This is a genomic window from Fictibacillus sp. 18YEL24 (genome assembly GCF_015903855.1).
Lineage (GTDB): Bacteria > Bacillota > Bacilli > Bacillales > Fictibacillaceae > Fictibacillus > Fictibacillus phosphorivorans_C.
The window spans coordinates 489,838-508,850 of the sequence record NZ_JACZDT010000002.1; the positions used below are offsets into that span (position 1 = coordinate 489,838).

Consider the following 19,013-nt stretch of genomic DNA (forward strand, 5'->3'; position numbering starts at 1 on the left):
AACATGACAACGACAACAAAAACGACAACAACAGAAAAAGCGATTATTGCGATTCCAATGGGTGATCCTGCAGGTATAGGACCAGAAATTACGATGAAGTCTCTTGCCAAAAAAGAGATCTATGATGTTTGTAAACCGCTCGTGATCGGAGATGCTGCAGTTCTAGAAAAAGCGATCGAAATCGTAGGCAGAGACCTGAAGATTAATGAAGTAACATCTCCTGCAGAAGGAAAGTACGAACTAGGAACGGTTGATGTGATCAACTTAAACAACATTGATATGAACAAGCTTCAGTATGGTGAAGTATCTGCTCAAGGCGGACAGGGAGCTTTTGAATATATCAAAAAAGCAGTAGAGCTTGCTACAGCTGGTGAGGTTAAAGCGCTGGCAACCACTCCGATTAACAAAGAATCATTAAAAGCAGCAAACGTTCCTTACATCGGACATACGGAGATGCTTGAAGCACTCGCAGGTTCTGATGATCCTCTAACGATGTTCGAAGTAAGAGGAATGAGAATTTTCTTTTTAACACGTCATCTTTCATTGAAAGATGCGATTGCAGCTATGACAAAAGAGCGAGTTCATGATTACTTGGTACGATGTGATCGAGCGCTCGCTCGTCTAGGCGTTGAAAATAGACGCTGGGCCGTTGCTGGTCTGAACCCGCATAGCGGAGAAGGCGGCTTGTTTGGGTGGGAAGAAGTCGAGCAGATCAAACCGGGTATTGAGCTAGCTGTTGCAGACGGAATCAACGTAGTAGGTCCGGTTCCAGCAGACTCTGTATTCTTCCAAGCGTTAAACGGAAAATATGATGCAGTGTTGTCTCTCTATCATGATCAAGGACATATCGCAGCTAAGATGACAGATTTTCATCGAACCATTTCGATCACGAACGGTCTTCCGTTCTTAAGAACTTCGGTAGACCACGGAACAGCATTTGATATTGCAGGGAAAAACATTGCAGAGAGCACGAGTATGGAAGAATGTATCAAACTTGCTGCTCAATATGCACCGAAGTTTACAGCGAATAGCCTCTAAGATAGGCAGATGAAAGTGAAGGGTTCTCATGCCCTTCACTATTATTTCAGTAAAATAAAAGCGCTTACATTAAAGGGGGTTAATGAAATGGAAGTTTCAGGAGCACAAATGGTAGCTGGTTTAGTTCTTGGGGTTATTGCATTAATTTTTCTCGTTTTAAAAACAAAGATTCACGCTTTTCTAGCTCTTATCATCGCGGCATCGATCGCCGGACTTGTCGGGGGTATGGAACCAGGGAAAGTCGCTGATACCATCTCGGCTGGTTTCGGGAGCACGCTTGCTTCTATCGGGATCGTAATCGGACTCGGTGTGATGATCGGACGGATTCTCGAAGTGTCTGGAGCGGCTGAAACATTAGCGTATTCACTCATTAAAGCAGTCGGCAGGAAAAAGGAAGAATGGGCGATGGCGATCGCGGGTTATGTGGTTTCCATTCCGATCTTTGTTGACTCAGCGTTTGTTATTTTAAATCCACTTGTAAAAGCTCTATCTAAGAAAACGGGGAAATCGGTCGTCTCGTTAGGTGTAGCTTTAGCCGTGGGTCTTGTGATCACACACTCTTTAGTACCGCCAACGCCTGGTCCGCTAGGTGTAGCTGGAATCTTTGGAGTGGATATCGGTCTTATGATCGGTCTTGGTCTTCTTTTTGCCATTCCGATTATGATTGCAGGCGTTCTTTATGCGAAATGGATTGGTAAAAAAATCTATCAAGTACCGGATGATTCCGAGCTAGGATTCACACGTCCTACTAAACAAGCAGCATATCAAGAGTTTATCGAGCTAGCTAGTGCGAGAGAGGACGACCTGCCTTCTTTAGGTCGCTCACTATTACCGATCGTCCTGCCGATTCTATTAATCTTTTTAAATACGACGTTAACCGCACTCGAACTTACGTCTGGATTTTACGGAATCCTAATCTTCTTAGGTAAACCGATTATTGCTGTAAGTATCGGACTCATTGTAGCGATCTACGCTTTAGCTGGTAACTTGAGTCGCTCTGAATCACTTGACCGCATGGAAGAGGGAATACAGACAGCCGGTATCATCCTGTTAGTAACAGGTGCAGGTGGAGCGCTTGGTAATGTCCTTCGTGAGAGTGGAGCGGGGAACTTTATCGCTGAAAAAATTGCAGACCTTCCACTTCCTGCAATCTTGATTCCGTTCTTCGTCGCGACGATTGTTCGCCTTGTTCAAGGAAGTGGAACAGTAGCGATGATAACTGCAGCATCTATTTCAGCACCGATCCTTTCTCAGCTAGATGTGAACATGGCACTCGCCGCTCAAGCTGCAGCTATGGGTTCAATGATCTTCTCGTACTTTAACGACAGCTTGTTCTGGGTTGTTAACCGGATGTTAGGCATTAAAGAGGTGAAAGAACAAATCATGGTCTGGTCTGTACCGACTACGATCTGTTGGTTCGTAGGATTAGTGTCACTTTTAGTGGCGAATATGTTCTTTTAAACAGACGTTTAAAACAGGGTCTCACCATATTGATTTCATGGTGAGGCTTTTTTTGTGTGGATGGGAGGTTTTACGGTACGTGTTTTTATAATTTGTTACGCGTTCACCGGTAAAGTGCTACTTTTCACCTGTAAACATGATCTATCCACCGCTAAACGCTCACTTTACACCTATAAATGAACGGTGACCACCGTAAAACAACTCACGACCACCGCTAACCCATCCAATTAGAGCTATATGCACCAAAAAAAGAACCTACAACACGTAGATTCTTCACTATCCAGTTCTATTTAGGTAAAGGATCAGCAGTTGATGCGGCATGTACGGGCAATGTGATCTGAAAGGAGGTGCCTTCGTTCAGTTTGCTGTCAACTAAGATCGATCCTCCGTGGTTTTGAATGATTTTAAAGCAAATCATGAGGCCAAGGCCCGTTCCGTTAAACTTCGTCGTGTAGAACGATTCGCCGATTCTTTTTTGTTGCTCTTCTGTCATGCCGACTCCATTATCTTTTACGGAGATAACAACGTGTCCATCTCGGGAAGTGGCACGAAGTGAGATCTCACCACCGTCAGGCAGGGCTTCCATCGCGTTCTTAATCATGTTGATGATCACTTGTGTCAGCTGGTTCTTCTCACCATAAACAAGTGGCATGTTCGATTTCTCGAAAGAAATGATCACGTTGCGCAAATTTGCTTCAGGCTGCATCAGATCGATGACGTTCTGGATGCTTTCTACGATATTGAACCAGCTGAAATAGACAGCGTGGGGCTTCGCGAGGACCATCAGTTCACTTACGATAAAATTGATGCGATTGATCTCTGTTAGAATGATGTCTTTAAAAAATGTGTTCTTCTCCTGATCAGATTCGTTAATGAGCTGAACAAGCCCTGCGATGGAGGTGAGTGGGTTGCGAATCTCATGAGCGATTCCCGCGGCCAAATCACCGATCAGGGAAACCTTTTCAGACTTCAACAAAATCTCCTCTGTTTTCTTTTTCTCCGTCACATCGTATTGGATCGATATGTGCTGATAGGCAACACCTTCTCGGTCTAGAAAAGGAACGATCGTCGTATCCACCCAATAGAGTGTGCCGTCTTTCGCTTTGTTGCAGATCTCACCGTTCCATACGCGTCCTGCTTTAATTTCTTGTTGAATATGATGAACGAAGCTCTCTGTATGAACGCCTGAATAGAAAATCTTGCCGTGATCCTGACCGATTAATTCTTCGCGGGTATATTGCGTCAATTCGCAAAAATGGTCGTTCACTTGAATGATGCGATCGTTTTTATCTGTGACGGAGAAGATCGTTCCTTCAAATAGAGCGGTTCGAATGTTATTTAACTCTAGAATGGAGATATCCAGATTTCGATTCGTATGTTGAAGTGCTTTTTTCGTATTATGCATGAACGTCGTATAATGTGTAACGATTGAACGAGCTGCTGTATCAATCAACAAGTTCAGACGATTTGCCGCAAAGATGGCGCGATCAGCATTCAACTCATGAGTTTCAAACTCTTTTTCTAAAAGCTCTGAGACGATAACGCGGGATTCGAAGATAAAATGTAGAGCGTAATCGAGCGGGATCTCCATTTCAGATGAGCGCTGCCCAAATGCATCAGCCCATTTCTTAATCTTTTCTTCAGCGGTTTGAACATTTTCTGATAAGCCTTCACCTAAGTATTGAAAAAGAATGTCCATCCAGTGAGAGACTTTGGTTTTGTAGATCGAAAAGTCAGTCTCTAAGTTCTTGATCGGCTTTAGTTTGCATACAAGTTGTTTGCTGTTTTCTTTTATCTTCGTTCCTATATCCCTACAACTTTCCATGGGGTCTGCCTCCTGTAACGGTTTCCGAATGCATCTAATGAAACCTTCGACATTTCGACAAACATCCCTTCTATTGGAAGAAAAGGAATGATGAAACTTTTTTTGTGTAATTCTTTAGGAGAGTATTGTGGGAGTTGATTTCCGTTCCAGGATACTCGCTTTCCGGGGGGAGTGCGGTGAGCCACCTCGGCACTCTGTGCCCTTAGGTGTCTCACCTGACACTCTAATCCCCCAGGAGTCTCGCACCTTGCACTCCAATCAACTTTTCAATGAAGTCAATGATGTCTAAAAGCGACAATAATTATAGAAGAAATTAAAATTAGGGAAAGTAAACAAAAAAAACACTCGATCTAATGATCAAGTGTCGCTGCAGCTTATTACATCGCTTCTAAGATACTCTCCATATAGGTTTCGGTAAATACCTGAAAGCATAGATCGAGCATCTGATTTATCTCTTGAATGATAAATATCACTTCTTTTACGCTTGTTTCTTCTTGTTCTGCTAGACGTTCAATCACTTGAAGAATCTCACTGCGAATAAATTGCGTTGATTGCATCGCCACATCCAATGATTGACCGTATTCGAGCGCATAGCGAGCGGTTTGAACAGACCATAACTTCAGTCCATCTTCTCTTGCGGACGGTGACAGCACGAGGGAGCTGCCTAAGAGTTGGACTAATTTCATAATATAATCGGTCGACGACTGGCGATCAAACAGCTGTTTATCTTTTATCGGGTATTTCTTAAACCGTAGTGTGAGTATCTGCTCAGCCAACGTAGGTGCCTCATCTATGAGTGCTTTGGCTAACGTGTGTTGGATCTGATTCAAGATGGTAACCTCCTAATTTAAAAGATATATGTATTGAAATGTTAAAAATATAAAGCTTTACCTTTAGTATTACTTAATCTAATAGGCTTGTCACGAACAATCGAGCTATTTTAGACCAAATTTACAAAGGACAGCTATAATCAGCTGCCCTCTGTTTCTGGTTGTTTTTCTTTTATAAAGAATGAGATCACAAGGCCGATCAAGGATAATACGGATACGACGATAAACGCCATATTTGCGCCATACATATCAGGGTGTGTGATTTCAGGACGCGCTCCCGCCGTTTCAGCGGTAGTTGTCATGACTGTGACTAAAATGGCAGTACCGACTGATGCTGCGATCATTTTCATCGTATTGTCCATCGCTGCGCCGTGTGGAATCAAACGCTTCGGAAGTCGGTTGAGTCCAGCGGTTGCAACAGGCATCATGACCATCGCAAGGCCAAACATCCTAACACCGTACATCACCGTTAAAAATGTAAACGATGTGGTTGGACTTAGAGTGGCAAACGCAAAAGATGATCCAGTGATGATCGTTAACCCGATAATTGCAAGCCAGCGCGCACCGAACTTATCAAAAAGTCTCCCTGTGATTGGTGACAACAGCCCTGTGATGAGCGCACCTGGTAAGAGTGCAAGACCTGCTTCAAACGCCGTAAAGTCTCTCATGTTCTGCATGAATAGCGGAATGATTGTCTCCGCGCCGATCAGCCCTAAGAATGTGATCATTCCAATGATGATCGTAAGCGGGAAGATAGAGTTTGCGAACACCCTAAACTCGAGCATCGGATGTGCTAAACGCAGTTGTCGTGTGATGAATAAAATAAGAGCCACGACACCGATCGCTAGCCAAATCAGCGTGCTTGGCGCAGTCCATCCGAGATTTCCTGCACATGTGAATCCGTATAGCAATCCTCCAAAACCGAACGATGACAGAATAATCGATGCTACATCTACTTTTGTTTTTGATGTTTCCGTAACATTTTTCAAAGCAAAAAAGGCCACGATAATATCAATGATGGCAATCGGCAAGATGATGAAAAAGAGTACCCGCCAAGAGTAATGTGATGTTACCCAGCCTGAAAGAGCAGGGCCGATTGCTGGTGCGAATGAGATCACAAGCCCGACTAACCCCATTGCTGATCCTCGTTTGTTCACGGGGAAAATCATTAAAAATACGGTCTGCATCAGAGGCAGCATAACCCCAGCTCCACTTGATTGGATGACTCTGCCCAGTAAGAGGGTCTCAAAGTTTGGCGCTAGTCCTGCAACGAGTGTTCCAACAGCGAAAACGCTCATCGCTGAAATGAAAAGCTGCCGAGTCGTGAACCGTTCGAGCAAAAACGCACTGACCGGAATCATGATCCCGTTTACGAGCATGAATACGGTTGTCAGCCATTGAGCGCTGTTCGCCGTGATGTTCATCTCTTTCATGATCGGCGGTATCGCGGTGATCATAAGTGTTTGGTTTAATATCGCAATAAACGTTCCAGCGAGCAACAAGGCCACGATCGTCGATTGTTTAACATTTTGAGTAGTTTCCATAGCCGTTCAATCCCATCTAACATTTTATGATGTGTACAGCTTACAGGATTTTTAACGGAAATGACATTAAGATGCTTTTAAAAAATGAGCATCTCTTCACTCACAACATACACTAATCAAAAAGCGGGTGAGGGTATGGGTGAGGAACAGTTAGCTGAGCTGGACGAAGTTTTGCTGCTCGTTGATATCATCGCAATCCTTTTAGTAGAAGAACGCCCTATATTAGGTCTCGTTTTTATCGGACTTCTGAAGGTAGTCACAAAAGACCGGAGTATCAGAATCGCATTTATTCTATTGATCATCGTATTGAATGTGAACCGAAGATAAAAAACACTCATTTATACCTGGGTAGTAGGATGGCTGTTTTCGACGGGGAGATAAAGGATTAAACAATTCATACTATTCAAATTATTCCGTCGTTATTCTACAATAAAGAACAAAAGGAGTGGTTTCGTGAAGATATCTTTTGGAAAAAGTATTGGAATGACGTGCGCTTTGTTGCTCGGAGTCGTTATTTTTGAAAATGGTCAAACAGCGGAAGCAAAGAATAAGACAAGCTGTTTTGATTCAAATGTAGCGTTAACAGCAGAAGAACAAAGAATTGAGGATGGCCGACCGATTCCACAACAGTTATTGAAGGAAAGTGAATTCACCTCTTACGTGGATCATTTTAAAAAAGATCTATGTTCAGCAAGAACTCCAGAGAAAGCTGAAAAAGTGATACAGAAGCATGGAACGGCACTATGGAAAACAGCCGTTGACCGTGCTCAAGGTAAGAGACCGGATTTAGGTGAGCTTGATTCCTACGATGACCGCCCTCTATACTGGGCAAGATTACATATGACGAGTGCTCTCAGACAATGGGATCCTGCGTTTAACGTCACGAAAGAACAACGCGGAAAGTTAATAAAATCATTAGAATATACATCAAGAGGCATTACGACAATCGACTTTCCAAAAAGCAAGAAAGTGAAGAGGATCCTTGTGAGTGGATTCGATCCGTACCGCCTTGAACAAGAATTTAGACGAACCAACCCTTCAGGTGCAAGCGGTCTGCAGCTCGACGGACGATGGGTGTGGACAGGTGATGGATTAGCCGTCATTCAAGCGGCGAATTTCCCTGTTCGATGGGATGACTTTGAAGAAGGAATCGTTGAGAATACGTTTGGCCCATTTTTGAAGCAAGGCTCGAAACAAGTGGACTTAATCATGACTATCAGCCAAGGTGGACCGCGTAAGATGGCGATCGAAGGATATGCCGGACGCTATCATACGGGAGCTGACAACAAGCTCGAAGAACGAGCAGAAGTCACACCACCTGTAGCTCATTGGCCGATGCCAAAGCCGCTTCCGGAGTTTATTGAAACCACCCTTCCGTATGAAGAAATGATTGCGGCTGAAACGGGACCGTGGCCGGTTTTCCGAAATGATAAAGTTTGTGAATGGCTGCCGCCGAACTTTGAGGACCCAGCAGTTTGTAATGAGGATGGACCAACACCGGGCTCTAAAGCAAAAGAAGGTGGAGGCGGAAGCTATCTGTCTAACGAAAGCATGTACCGCTCGAATCGCGTTCGCTTAGGTTTAGGTGCGACCGACATTCCAGGCGGACATCTGCATATTGCAGCACAAGAATTTTACCCAGAAGACAAATCTGTATATATCACAGAGGAGTTCAAGGAGTTTCGCCGAAATACAGTGGATCAAACAGTCGATCTTGTGGAAGCTGCTGCTCGAGCGGTGAAATAAAATAGGTAGAGGAAGATGTCTCTCATGTTGATGAGGGGCATTTTTCGTGTGTGATTGATGGGACTTTGAGGGTCAGGAATGATGACAGGTATGATGACTCATAGAAACATACGGAAGGCCCATAGAATGTGAACGACGACCCATAGAATATTGTTTGACTCAAAGAAACCCCATTAAGACTCATAGGATGTTCATGACGACCCATAGAAAGGCTATGATGACCCATAGAAGTCTCGTGACGACCCATAGATGATTTTCTGGTTCATTTTAGTAAATTAATGAATTCCTTTTAAACAAACCAACACTCGAAAAATTCAACATATGAAATTTTTTTTCGAAAAAAGTGATCTGATTTGACTACTTTTAACGTATATATTATATTACTGTATTTATGGACTGGCTTTAACTAAAGAGGTGTTGCAACATGAATATCGTTAAAGTGTTAAAACAACTAGGTGACCGATTTCTCAAATTGAGGGTGTACGATTTATCGGCACAGATGGCTTATTATTTTTTAATGTCGGTCTTTCCATTTTTGCTCGTCATCTATTCGTTACTGACATATTTACCACTGAGAGAAGAAAATATACTAGAGCTAGTCCAGCCGTATGCGCCAGAGAGCACATACAATCTGATTGATAAGACATTATCCTATACCGTTATGAGACAAGAAGGAAACCTATTGTCGTTTAGTTTGATCGTCACTTTGTGGCTTTCATCAATGGGTTTTCAAAGCATGAAGCGTATTATGAATGATGCTTATCAAGTGAGAAACGACGAGAACATGTTAAAACAGATTCTAGAAAGTCTATTGTTAACTGTTGGATTCATGATCGCTGTTCTGTTCTCCGTGTTTGTACCGTTGTTTGAAAAAATTCTGCGGGTTTATCTCGAAGGCATCTTTTCAAACCTAGCTTTTCAAAAGCTATGGATTATTATCCAGTGGGGAATAGGGACCGTATTTCTGCTGTTATTTTTTATCATGCTCTATTCCTTTGCACCAAGCATTAAGCTTGGATTTAAAAAAGTACTTCCAGGTGCGTTCTTTGCGACGATCGGCTGGCAGCTTGTTTCAATGGGGTTCGCTACGTACGTGAGTGGAAGCAACTATTCCGCGCTGTACGGCCAAGTTGCAGGTCTCGTCGTTCTGATGCTGTGGTTCTACCTGTCAGCAATGATCATCATCCTAGGTGGATTGCTGAATACCGTGGTGCACCCAAGTAAATAAATAATAAAGGCTGACCTCTTGAAGGGTCAGTCTTTTTTCTTATCTTTAAACAACTCTATCCATATACTATAATGGTAACCATCTAGCAGTTTTAAAAAAGCAGGTGAATGACATGAATAAAACGATCAAGGATATAGCGAAGCTCGCAGGCGTTGCCAAAAGTACTGTTTCTCGTTATCTAAACGGCGGCAATGTTAGTGAAACAACGAAAGCGAAAATTCGAAAAGTCATCGAAGAAAACAATTATGAACCGAACTCATTCGCTCAAAGCTTAAAAGCGAAGAAAACAAATTTTATTGGTGTGATCGCTCCTACGTTGGATTCGTATGTAACGTCTACTGTATTGATGGCGATTGATGAAGAGCTACGAAAGCGAGAATATACGACGCTCATCATCAGCACGAGCAAGCATGTAGATCGAGAAATCGAAAGCCTGATCAATCTGTCACGCCAAAAAGTTGACGGTATCATCCTTATTTCTACGGGTATAACAGATAAGCATTACCAAACTATAAAGTCCATTCGTATTCCGGTACTCGTTGTTGCGCAGGAAGTAGATGCGTTTAACTGCATCATAAATGACGATTATCAAGCTGGTTTTGCAATGGGACAATACATGGCAACTCAAGGCCATCGATCTATTGTCTATCTAGGCGTAACCGAAAGTGATGTCGCAGTTGGGCAGAAGCGTAAGCAGGGCGTTTTGGATGGACTTGCACAAGCAGGAATCACAGAAGTTCATACATACATCTCACAGTTCGATCTACATAACGCTTCTGACGTTACAAAAAAAGCACTTGAAACTTCAACACCTACAGCAATCATTTGTGCAACAGATACGATCGCATTTGGAGCGATGAAGACGATCTCGAAACTCGGAAAAAAAGTCCCGGATGATTATTCACTGGCTGGTTTTGGAGGGTATAACATTTCGGAAGTTATTCATCCAACACTAACCACGATTCGTTTTAAAAATGAACAGACGGGTATTCAAGCTGCAAAAACGATCATCAAAATGACAGAAGGTGAAGAAGTACAGAAACTGCAGGTCTCCGGTTTTCATTTTATTGAAGGAGAAAGTGTGAAAAAAATATAAGCTGATAACGTTTTCAGAAAAGGGTTGCAAAATGTTATCAGCTATCTTATTATAGGTTTGTGGAACCGGTTCCCATAAGAGTATTACCTTTAATGGGAACAGCGGAAATTTTTTTATCTTAAATTGGAACCGGTTCCGTAAATGTTTCTAGGGGAGGAACAAACGATGGCTGATTCAAATATAAAATCAAAATACCTGCCTACCGTTAAGGAAATGATCACATTGATAGGCGGAAAAGAAAATATTCAAGGCGCAGCTCATTGTGCAACAAGACTGCGGCTTGTACTTAAAGATAACTCGCTGGCTGACACGAAAGCTATCGGTGAACTTGACCATGTGAAAGGATCGTTTGTAGCTGGCGATCAGCTGCAGATCATCATTGGAGCAGGAACGGTCAATGACGTGTATGCCGTATTTACGGAGGAAGCTGGCATTTCTGGAATGTCACTTGGCGACGTAAAAGAACAATCTGCTCAAAAACAAAATGCGTTCCAAAGAGGAATTAAAGCACTGTCTGATGTGTTCGTCGAAATTATCCCTGGCTTGCTTGCGGCTGCACTCTTAATGGGTGTTACAGGGCTGTTAAGCCAAAAAGGAATCTTTGGTCCGAAATCAGTTGTAGAGATGTATCCGGCCATCGAAGGATTTAACCGTTTCATCTCAATCATGTCTACTGGTATTTTCACGATTTTACCGCTGCTCGTTGTTTATTCAGCAACAAAACGGTTCGGTGGTAATCCAGTACTTGGTCTTGTGCTTGGAGCGATCATGCTTCACCCGGATCTTGCCAATGCCTATGCAGTTGGAAACGGGACTGTTAAACCAGAAGTAATCAGCTTATTTGGTTTAAAAGTGTCTCTTGTTGCTTTCCAAGGCGGTATTATCATCGCCCTGATGATGGGATTTGTTATTGCGAAGCTGGATAAATTCTTTAACCGAAAAGTTCCTGATATGATCAAGCTTTTCTTGGCACCGTTCTTAACGATTGTTGTATCTGGATTTCTATTGTTTTCAGCGGTCGGTCCATTAGGCCGTTTGCTGTCTGACGGGATTACAAACGGGCTGATGTGGTCTGTTGATAATCTGGGTATTGTCGGTTTCATGCTGTTTGCAGGCGTTCAACAGATCATCGTGATCACAGGTCTTCATCACGTCATCGGAGCTGTTGAGGCTCAATTGATCGCGGATACAGGATCGAATTTTATTATGCCATTAATGTCTGTTGCGTTGATGGGGCAGGGTGGAGCTGTTCTTGGTTACACGTTAGCGATGTGGAAAAGTGAAAAGGCGAGACAGATTGGTGTTTCTGCATTTGGTTCAACGTTGTTTGGAATCTCAGAGCCAGCTCTGTTCGGAGTAAACGTTAAATACAAGTTTCCTCTGATCATGGGAAGTATCGGTGGCGCGATCGGCGGAGCTTATGTCTACTTATCAGGAATCAAAGCTCTTGGTTTTGGCGCAACGGCTATACCTGGATTTGCGATCATCGCTGCAAAAGACAGTGGACATCTTCACTATGTAGCGGCAAACCTTTTAGCACTCGCAGTCGGAGCGATTCTAACGATCATTTATTTAAAGGTAAGAAAACCAAACATGGATTAATCTCAAGGATGAGAGGGAGAAATTCCTCTCATCGCTATTTTAAGCAGGAGAGGACTCATTATGGCAAAATATATGGAACCAAAATATAGAACGATCTTGGAAGCAAAAGAAAATGAATTGGAAAGTTTAAAAGGGATGTCGGCTAATTCCCTATGGAAGCCAGCTTATCATATACATCCTCAGTTCGGATTGATTAACGACCCGAACGGTCTTGCGTATTTTAACGGCGAGTTTCATGTGTTTTACCAGTGGTATCCGTTTGATGCTATGCACGGCATGAAGCACTGGGCGTATGTGAAATCGAGTGATCTTGTGAACTGGGAAAGGCAGCCGGTAGCACTTGTTCCGGTAGAGGATTATGAATCACATGGTGCGTATTCAGGAGCGTCCCTTGAAGTGGATGGAAAGCTGTATATGTACTACACAGGCAACATCAAATATAGTGCAGAAGAGAGATCGGCTAACCAGTGCTTGGCGATCATGGAGAAAGACGGCACGATTACGAAATATGCTAACAACCCCGTGATCGAAGGTGTTCCAGAAGGGTATACGGGACATGTTCGGGATCCGAAGGTTTTTGAAAAAGACGGACGCTATTACATGTTGTTAGGTGCACAGCGCACGGACCAGACAGGTGCCCTCATTGTCTATGAATCTGAAAATGCAGTGGATTGGCGTTTTAAAGGCGAATTGAAGCTAGCGTTAGATCTGCCGAATTCTGTGTATATGCTAGAGTGTCCTGATTACTTCGAAGTCAGCGGGAAAGATGTACTTATTGTTTCTCCGCAAGGCTTAGATGCTGATGGTCATAACTATCATAATCTATATAATGTGATTTCTGTTATCGGAAAGTTAGATATTGAGAGACTTACATTTGAGGTAGAAACATATCACGAACTGGATAAAGGTTTTGACTTTTACGCACCACAATCGTTTGCAGGAAAAAATAATGAACGTCTTCTATTCGCATGGGCTGGAATGGGGGAGGTCGAGTACCCGACAGACAAGGAAAAGTGGGCGCATTGCCTTTCAATGCCACGTGAGCTCGAGGTTGTGGATGGTAAGCTTCGTCAAAAACCAGCTGAAGAGTTAAAACAGTTAAGGGTACGATTGGAATCCTCTGAGATGGAGATTGTGGAGGGAGCTGTTGAGATACAGAATGCGTCAGATCAATACGAGTTGGAGCTTGATTTTAGCGATATAGAAGCAAACCAATTTGGCGTAGAATTGTTTGCATCTGAAACGGAAGGTCTAATCCTAGCGTTTGACCGAGAAAAACAAACCGTCTCTGTGAATCGTGAAAAATTCGATGCAGCATTTGGCGGCGATTTCGGATTTGTTCGAAGTTCAGAGCTTGCGATTAGTAATTCAGTTAAGGTCCACGTGTTTGTTGATCACAGCATAGCAGAAATTTTTATCAATGATGGAGAAATTGTGTTTACGACAAGAGTGTTCCCTAAAAAAGAATCAAAAGGAATCAAAGTGTTCAGTGATGATAAGTTGAGGGGTAGCTATACGAAACACGAGCTATCTCAAGGAATTACGGTTTAAGGTAAGGGTGAGAGTATGTCAAAACTATTTTCAATCGGTGAAGTACTAATCGATTTTATTCCAGAACAAAAAGGTGTTGCCTTAAAAGATGTAATTTCGTTTGAACGTGCTCCTGGTGGGGCTCCGGCCAATGTTGCTGCTGCGGTTGCGAAATTTGGTTTAGAATCATCGATGATAACAAAACTTGGTCACGATGCGTTTGGTGATTTTCTTATCGAACAGCTGACGAAAGCAGGGGTAGAGACGGAAAAGATCTCTCGCACGAAAGAAGCGAATACAGGGCTTGCGTTTGTTTCGTTAAAAGAAAACGGTGAGCGCGATTTCTCCTTTTACCGAAAACCTTCTGCTGATCTGCTTCTGAGTAGAGAAGAGATCGATGAGAAGTGGTTTAGTGAAGGAGACATCCTTCATTTCTGCTCCGTGGACCTTGTGGAGAGTCCGATGAAAGAGGCACATCGGACAGCGGTTCAGTATGTGAAAAAAAACGGCGGAATCGTGAGTTTTGACCCTAACGTGAGATTGCCTCTATGGGAGAGCGCGACAGATTGCCGGAATGCGATTCATGAGTTTTTGCCGCACGCACATATTGTGAAAGTGTCCGATGAGGAGCTGGAATTCATCACAGGAATCCATGATGTTGATGAAGCCATTCAATCAATGTTTGTAGGTGATGTGCAAGCAGTAGTGTATACGAAGGGTGCAGCAGGAGCTGACCTCTACGTCAGAGATACAAAGTGGGAATCATCAGGGTACAAGATTGAAGTTCAGGATACAACGGGTGCAGGTGATGCGTTTATCGGTGGATTTTTGTTTAAACTGTTAGAGGTAGAAGCTACACTTGAGAATTTAGTAAACGTACTCCAAGAGCACCAGAAAGAAATTTTGCAGTTTGCGAATGCAAGCGGTGCATTAACGGCAAGTGGAAAAGGTGCGATCTCTGCATTGCCGAATAAGACACAAGTACTGGAACTAATGGGTAGGGGTTAAGCAAGGCGAGAGGCGGTCTATAAAAGTAGATATACTTTTGACTGCCTTTTTTGATGTGAAGAATGGTGGATTTTACGGTACGTGTTTTTATATTTGTTACACGTTCACCGCTAATGTGCTTGTTTCCACCTGTAAACGCAACGTATTCACCGGTAACGTAGCTGCGAGCACCGATGATGGCTCCCTTTTCACCGATAAAACGCTCGTCACCACCGCTCAGAACAACTATCTTACCCAAATAGTCATCCACACACTTAAAAAACCATTCCGTAAAAAGAAAAAAGAATCTACAAAAGTAGATTCTTTCCTCACTTAATAGTCTCAACTTACAAAACGCCATACTTTTCATCACGAACATCGGTAATAAACATGTGTCCCGGAGCATGCGTGATCATGATCTCAGGTTTTACATGCATCGCGACGGCTTGAGGCGTTACCCCACAAGCCCAAAACACAGGAACTTCACCGTCATGAATCTGTACAGGGTCACCGAAATCTGGCTGATATAGATCATGAACACCGATCGCTTCTGGGTTCCCGATATGAACCGGAGCTCCGTGAACAGAAGGGAAGCGGCTTGTTACCTGAACTGCACGAACGACATCCTTTTCTGGAACTGGACGCATGCTCACGACCATCGGACCTTCAAATCGTCCAGCTTTCACGCATTCTATGTTTGTTTTAAACATCGGAACGTTACAGCCACGCTCGATGTGACGAACGGGTATGCCGTTATTCATCAAAGCATGCTCAAACGTAAAGCTGCAACCGAGCAGAAAGCCGACCATGTCTTCATTCCAAAGCGAAGTAATATCGGTATACTCTTCAACGAGCTGGCCGTGACGATAGACGCTGTACTTTGGTATGTCCACTCTTAGGTCAGCGTTCGGCGCAACTAAGGCTGGAACTGCGGAACCTGGCTCAGTTACATCAAGCACCGGACAAGGCTTCGGATTTCGTTGACAGAACAGGAGGAACTCAAACGCCAGATCTTTCGGCAACACCACAAGATTTCCTTGTGTAAAGCCGTTTGCGAGTCCGCTTGTCGGCTTTTTCCACTCACTGCGGCGTATCAGTTCACGAGCTTCAACTGGAGTTAAACGGTCTAGTGCGTTCATAACAAGCTCCCCTTTTTATAAAAGTAGTTATGCGAATAGTTTCGGAACTTCTGTGTACATCGTGTACACACTCATCGCTGCCATGATCAGAACAATCACAGCGCCAAAGACAGTCATCCACATCGGATGTTTATAGTCCCCGACGATTTTAGGTTTGTATGCTGCAATCAGCATCACACCAAGTGAAATCGGTAAAATGAGTCCGTTTAACGCTCCCACAAGAATTAAAATCGCTACCGGTTTTCCAACTAGCGCGAAGACAATGGTTGAAATGGCGATAAATCCGATGATGATCCACTTATGATACTTTTCGAGTGTTGCATTCAACGTACGGATAAACGAAACGGATGTATATGCTGCACCAACAACAGACGTGATGGCAGCGGCCCACATAACGACACCGAACATTTTGTAACCAATGTTTCCGGCAGCTAATTGGAATACAGAAGCTGGCGGGTTTTTAGGATCAAGTGCGAGTCCTTGAGACACGATACCAAGTGCCGCTAAGAATAAGAAAATACGCATGATAGATGCGATCCCGATTGCCGAGATCGAACCTTTTGTTACTTCACCTAGGTTTTCTTTCCCTTTAATACCTGCATCAAGTAATCTGTGTGCTCCGGCAAACGTGATATATCCACCAACTGTTCCACCCACTAGCGTAACAATCGCTAAAATATCAATCGTGTCAGGTACGAACGTTTTTACAACCGCTTCTCCAACAGGAGGTTGAGCTGTGAACATCACATATACAGTCAATGCGATCATGACGAAACCAGCAACTTGAGTGAAACGATCCATCGCTTTTCCAGCTTCACGTACGACGAATACTAAGATGGCAACGATACCGCTGAGTACAGCTCCCATTGTAGGGGAGACGCCGAACAATACGTTTAAACCAAGACCAGCACCGGCTATATTTCCGATGTTAAACGCGAGTCCTCCAATAACAATCAATACAGCTAGGAATACACCTAAGCCCGGAAGTACGGCGTTCGCGATATCTTGTGCTCTTTTTTCAGATACAGCGATAATTCGCCATACGTTCATCTGCGCGCCGATATCAATAATGATAGATGTTAAAATGACAAAACCAAAACTTGCAGCAAGAATGGACGTGAAGTGTGTGGTTTGTGTTAAAAACCCTGGCCCGATCGCTGATGTCGCCATCAAGAACGCGGCTCCTAAGAGAATACTAGCTTTTGACTCTTTCTTCATAACTTACCTCCTAAATTACTTCGTTTCTTGTCGTATTTTAAGTGCGATTCCTTGTTTTAACTGATGCAATTTCTTTTCACGATCTAAGTAGAGTTGTTGAGCCACTTCGTGTGAAACTTCTACGAACTGCACTTTGTCTCCAGGCTTCAGCTGCGCCATGATTGAGAGATCGACGGTTGCGATCTGTCCGATCTTTGGGTATCCGCCAGTAGTTTGGCGGTCAGCGAGCAGTACGATCGGATTGCCTTCTGATGGAACTTGAATCGTTCCGAAGCTTACAGCTTCAGAAAGCATCTCTTGTTTCTCTTCGAGAGCAAGCTCAGGTCCTTTTAAACGGTAACCCATCCGATCTGACTGTGAAGTAACCTCAAAATGATCGGTAAAAAGCTTCATCTGGCTTTCTGTTGTAAACCAGTCGTACTGTCTGCCCTTTATGACTCGAACTTGCGGTTTAGAAGCAGAAGAGCCGATAAAATCAGACGAGATCGTCCATTGCATCTCCACGAATTTATTCTCTCCGAGCTGTGCCGCTAAAACTTTTGCTATTTTTCGGGAAAGTTCACTCGGCTCACCAATAGAAAGCTCATCTTCATTTTGCAGAGCTTTTCCGTTATGTCCGCCGATTCCCGCTCGTAAGTATGTAGATTTACTGTTCATCACTTCGGGTACATCAAAACCTCCCGCAACAGCGAGATATGCACGACAGCCTGTTTTACAGCCGCCGAACTTCAACTTGCTCCCAGCTGTTACAAGGACTGAGCGCCATAACTTCACAGGTTTCCCGTCAATAGAAGGAGAAAGATTGCCGCCGCAGATCGAGATCAGCGTGTCTTCTCTAAACTCCATATCAGGTCCGAGCAACGTAAGTTCTAATGTTGCTTCATTCTCAGCATTTCCAACTAAATAATTTGCTATCCGATGCGCAGTCGTGTCCATGACACCACTCGTGATCACACCATATTTTTGAAAACCGTAACGGCCTAAATCTTGAACACTCGTTAGGAGGCCAGGCTTTGTAATCTTAATCATCTCGCGTCCTCCTCTATTTTTTGAAACTCTTCTTCTGAGATCGGTACAAACTTGATCTGGTCACCCGCTTGCAGCAGGGAAGGTGTTTCTCCTTCTGGGGTAAAGAGCTTTTGGGGTGTTTTGCCGATCAGCTGCCATCCGCCAGGCGTTTCGATCGGATACACGCCTGTCTGTTTGCCGGCAATCCCGACTGAACCAGCTGGAATCTTCAGTCTCGGATTACTTCTTCTCGGTGCAGCAATCTTTTCACTCATGCCACCAATATAAGGAAAGCCAGGCGCAAATCCAATCATATAAACTGTGTATTCACCATTGGAGTGGATATCAATTACTTCGTCAACCGTCAGTCCATTATGATTCGCGACTTCCTCTAAGTCAGGACCAAACTCACCGCCGTAACAGACGGGAATCTCCACCACACGAGGTTCAGTGTCACCATCAACCTCTAATTTTTCTAAAAGCGGTTCCAAAAATGCGCGTACTTCATCATAAGGAAGTGTTGTCGTCTTGATTTTCAAAGGATCATAAAAAACAGCCACAGTCGTAAAACCAGGAACGGTTTCAATCACCCATTCAAACTTATTCTCTTCAAAGAAAGAGGAGACTTTTTTGACTTTTTGCTGGATCTCATGGCTCATGTCTTGTCCGAGTTCAATGATCATGCTGTTATCGCCAAGCGGCTCAATGGTATATTTCATCATCAGATCTCCTGTCTTTTTATGTAAAATTAATCAGAATAT

General features: G+C 43.5%; 16 protein-coding genes. 9 read left to right on the forward strand and 7 right to left on the reverse strand.

All coding sequences use genetic code 11. The annotated features are described in order from the left end of the window. Positions 1–3 precede the first annotated feature (3 nt). Entirely contained in the window at positions 4–1,038 is a 1,035-nt protein-coding gene (gene pdxA, locus HU823_RS07885) for a 4-hydroxythreonine-4-phosphate dehydrogenase PdxA (protein ID WP_197221708.1), read from the forward strand. Between the two features lie 87 nt (positions 1,039–1,125). Continuing rightward, positions 1,126–2,499 (forward strand): GntP family permease, encoded by a 1,374-nt coding sequence (locus tag HU823_RS07890; RefSeq protein WP_197221709.1) that lies wholly within the window; start codon positions 1,126–1,128, stop codon positions 2,497–2,499. A 286-nt stretch (positions 2,500–2,785) separates the two neighbouring features. On the opposite strand, the gene HU823_RS07895 is transcribed toward HU823_RS07890, so the two are convergent. From HU823_RS07895 to HU823_RS07905, 3 genes are all read right to left on the reverse strand, one after another. After that, positions 2,786–4,324 carry a PAS domain-containing sensor histidine kinase gene (locus HU823_RS07895; protein WP_197221710.1) on the reverse strand — a complete coding sequence of 513 codons (1,539 nt, stop codon included), beginning with the start codon at positions 4,322–4,324 and terminating at the stop codon, positions 2,786–2,788. A gap of 377 nt (positions 4,325–4,701) precedes the next feature. Further along, a complete protein-coding gene (locus HU823_RS07900; protein WP_144697607.1) occupies positions 4,702–5,154 on the reverse strand; it encodes a hypothetical protein in 453 nt (150 codons plus the stop codon). A 140-nt stretch (positions 5,155–5,294) separates the two neighbouring features. Further along, complete coding sequence (locus HU823_RS07905) at positions 5,295–6,698, reverse strand: DHA2 family efflux MFS transporter permease subunit (RefSeq protein ID WP_197221711.1); 1,404 nt, start codon at positions 6,696–6,698, stop codon at positions 5,295–5,297. An 84-nt stretch (positions 6,699–6,782) separates the two neighbouring features. On the opposite strand from HU823_RS07905, the gene HU823_RS07910 reads away from it, so the two are divergent. The 7 genes from HU823_RS07910 (at position 6,783) to HU823_RS07940 (ending at position 14,908) form a co-directional block, all read left to right on the forward strand. After that, the gene (locus tag HU823_RS07910; RefSeq protein ID WP_197221712.1) at positions 6,783–7,025 is read left to right on the forward strand and encodes a hypothetical protein; all 243 of its coding nucleotides are present in this window, start codon (positions 6,783–6,785) and stop codon (positions 7,023–7,025) included. A gap of 126 nt (positions 7,026–7,151) precedes the next feature. Further along, the gene (locus tag HU823_RS07915) at positions 7,152–8,444 is read left to right on the forward strand and encodes a hypothetical protein (protein WP_197221713.1); all 1,293 of its coding nucleotides are present in this window, start codon (positions 7,152–7,154) and stop codon (positions 8,442–8,444) included. Positions 8,445–8,868: 424 nt separating this feature from the next. Next, positions 8,869–9,672 carry a YihY/virulence factor BrkB family protein gene (locus HU823_RS07920; protein WP_197221714.1) on the forward strand — a complete coding sequence of 268 codons (804 nt, stop codon included), beginning with the start codon at positions 8,869–8,871 and terminating at the stop codon, positions 9,670–9,672. A gap of 103 nt (positions 9,673–9,775) precedes the next feature. Then, complete coding sequence (locus HU823_RS07925; RefSeq protein ID WP_370630052.1) at positions 9,776–10,768, forward strand: LacI family DNA-binding transcriptional regulator; 993 nt, start codon at positions 9,776–9,778, stop codon at positions 10,766–10,768. 165 nt (positions 10,769–10,933) lie between these two features. After that, positions 10,934–12,370, forward strand: coding sequence for a PTS transporter subunit EIIC (locus HU823_RS07930; protein WP_197221716.1), 1,437 nt, complete (start codon positions 10,934–10,936; stop codon positions 12,368–12,370). Between the two features lie 60 nt (positions 12,371–12,430). Next, positions 12,431–13,921 carry a glycoside hydrolase family 32 protein gene (locus tag HU823_RS07935; protein WP_197221717.1) on the forward strand — a complete coding sequence of 497 codons (1,491 nt, stop codon included), beginning with the start codon at positions 12,431–12,433 and terminating at the stop codon, positions 13,919–13,921. A gap of 15 nt (positions 13,922–13,936) precedes the next feature. Next, on the forward strand, positions 13,937–14,908 hold the full coding sequence (locus HU823_RS07940; protein ID WP_197221718.1) for a carbohydrate kinase family protein: 972 nt from the start codon (positions 13,937–13,939) through the stop codon (positions 14,906–14,908). Between the two features lie 326 nt (positions 14,909–15,234). Here HU823_RS07940 and HU823_RS07945 read toward each other — a convergent pair whose 3' ends face one another. Genes HU823_RS07945 through pxpB form a run of 4 tightly spaced genes read right to left on the reverse strand, consistent with a single transcriptional unit; the run spans position 15,235 to position 18,971 of the window. After that, on the reverse strand, positions 15,235–16,026 hold the full coding sequence (locus tag HU823_RS07945) for a putative hydro-lyase (RefSeq protein WP_197221719.1): 792 nt from the start codon (positions 16,024–16,026) through the stop codon (positions 15,235–15,237). A 27-nt stretch (positions 16,027–16,053) separates the two neighbouring features. After that, entirely contained in the window at positions 16,054–17,244 is a 1,191-nt protein-coding gene (locus HU823_RS07950; RefSeq protein WP_197221720.1) for an NRAMP family divalent metal transporter, read from the reverse strand. Positions 17,245–17,259: 15 nt separating this feature from the next. Further along, complete coding sequence (locus HU823_RS07955) at positions 17,260–18,273, reverse strand: biotin-dependent carboxyltransferase family protein (protein ID WP_144697629.1); 1,014 nt, start codon at positions 18,271–18,273, stop codon at positions 17,260–17,262. Next, positions 18,270–18,971, reverse strand: coding sequence for a 5-oxoprolinase subunit PxpB (gene pxpB / locus HU823_RS07960; protein ID WP_305069401.1), 702 nt, complete (start codon positions 18,969–18,971; stop codon positions 18,270–18,272). Before pxpB ends, HU823_RS07955 begins: the two co-directional genes overlap by 4 nt. Positions 18,972–19,013: the final 42 nt, after the last annotated feature.

Coding starts and splice junctions, on each gene's coding strand:
- pdxA (WP_197221708.1), top strand. CDS start 4: ATGACAACGACAACAAAAACGACAACAACAGAAAAAGCGATTATTGCG.
- HU823_RS07890 (WP_197221709.1), top strand. CDS start 1,126: ATGGAAGTTTCAGGAGCACAAATGGTAGCTGGTTTAGTTCTTGGGGTT.
- HU823_RS07895 (WP_197221710.1), bottom strand. CDS start 4,324: ATGGAAAGTTGTAGGGATATAGGAACGAAGATAAAAGAAAACAGCAAA.
- HU823_RS07905 (WP_197221711.1), bottom strand. CDS start 6,698: ATGGAAACTACTCAAAATGTTAAACAATCGACGATCGTGGCCTTGTTG.
- HU823_RS07910 (WP_197221712.1), top strand. CDS start 6,783: ATGAGCATCTCTTCACTCACAACATACACTAATCAAAAAGCGGGTGAG.
- HU823_RS07920 (WP_197221714.1), top strand. CDS start 8,869: ATGAATATCGTTAAAGTGTTAAAACAACTAGGTGACCGATTTCTCAAA.
- HU823_RS07930 (WP_197221716.1), top strand. CDS start 10,934: ATGGCTGATTCAAATATAAAATCAAAATACCTGCCTACCGTTAAGGAA.
- HU823_RS07935 (WP_197221717.1), top strand. CDS start 12,431: ATGGCAAAATATATGGAACCAAAATATAGAACGATCTTGGAAGCAAAA.
- HU823_RS07940 (WP_197221718.1), top strand. CDS start 13,937: ATGTCAAAACTATTTTCAATCGGTGAAGTACTAATCGATTTTATTCCA.
- HU823_RS07945 (WP_197221719.1), bottom strand. CDS start 16,026: ATGAACGCACTAGACCGTTTAACTCCAGTTGAAGCTCGTGAACTGATA.
- HU823_RS07950 (WP_197221720.1), bottom strand. CDS start 17,244: ATGAAGAAAGAGTCAAAAGCTAGTATTCTCTTAGGAGCCGCGTTCTTG.
- HU823_RS07955 (WP_144697629.1), bottom strand. CDS start 18,273: ATGATTAAGATTACAAAGCCTGGCCTCCTAACGAGTGTTCAAGATTTA.
- pxpB (WP_305069401.1), bottom strand. CDS start 18,971: ATGAAATATACCATTGAGCCGCTTGGCGATAACAGCATGATCATTGAA.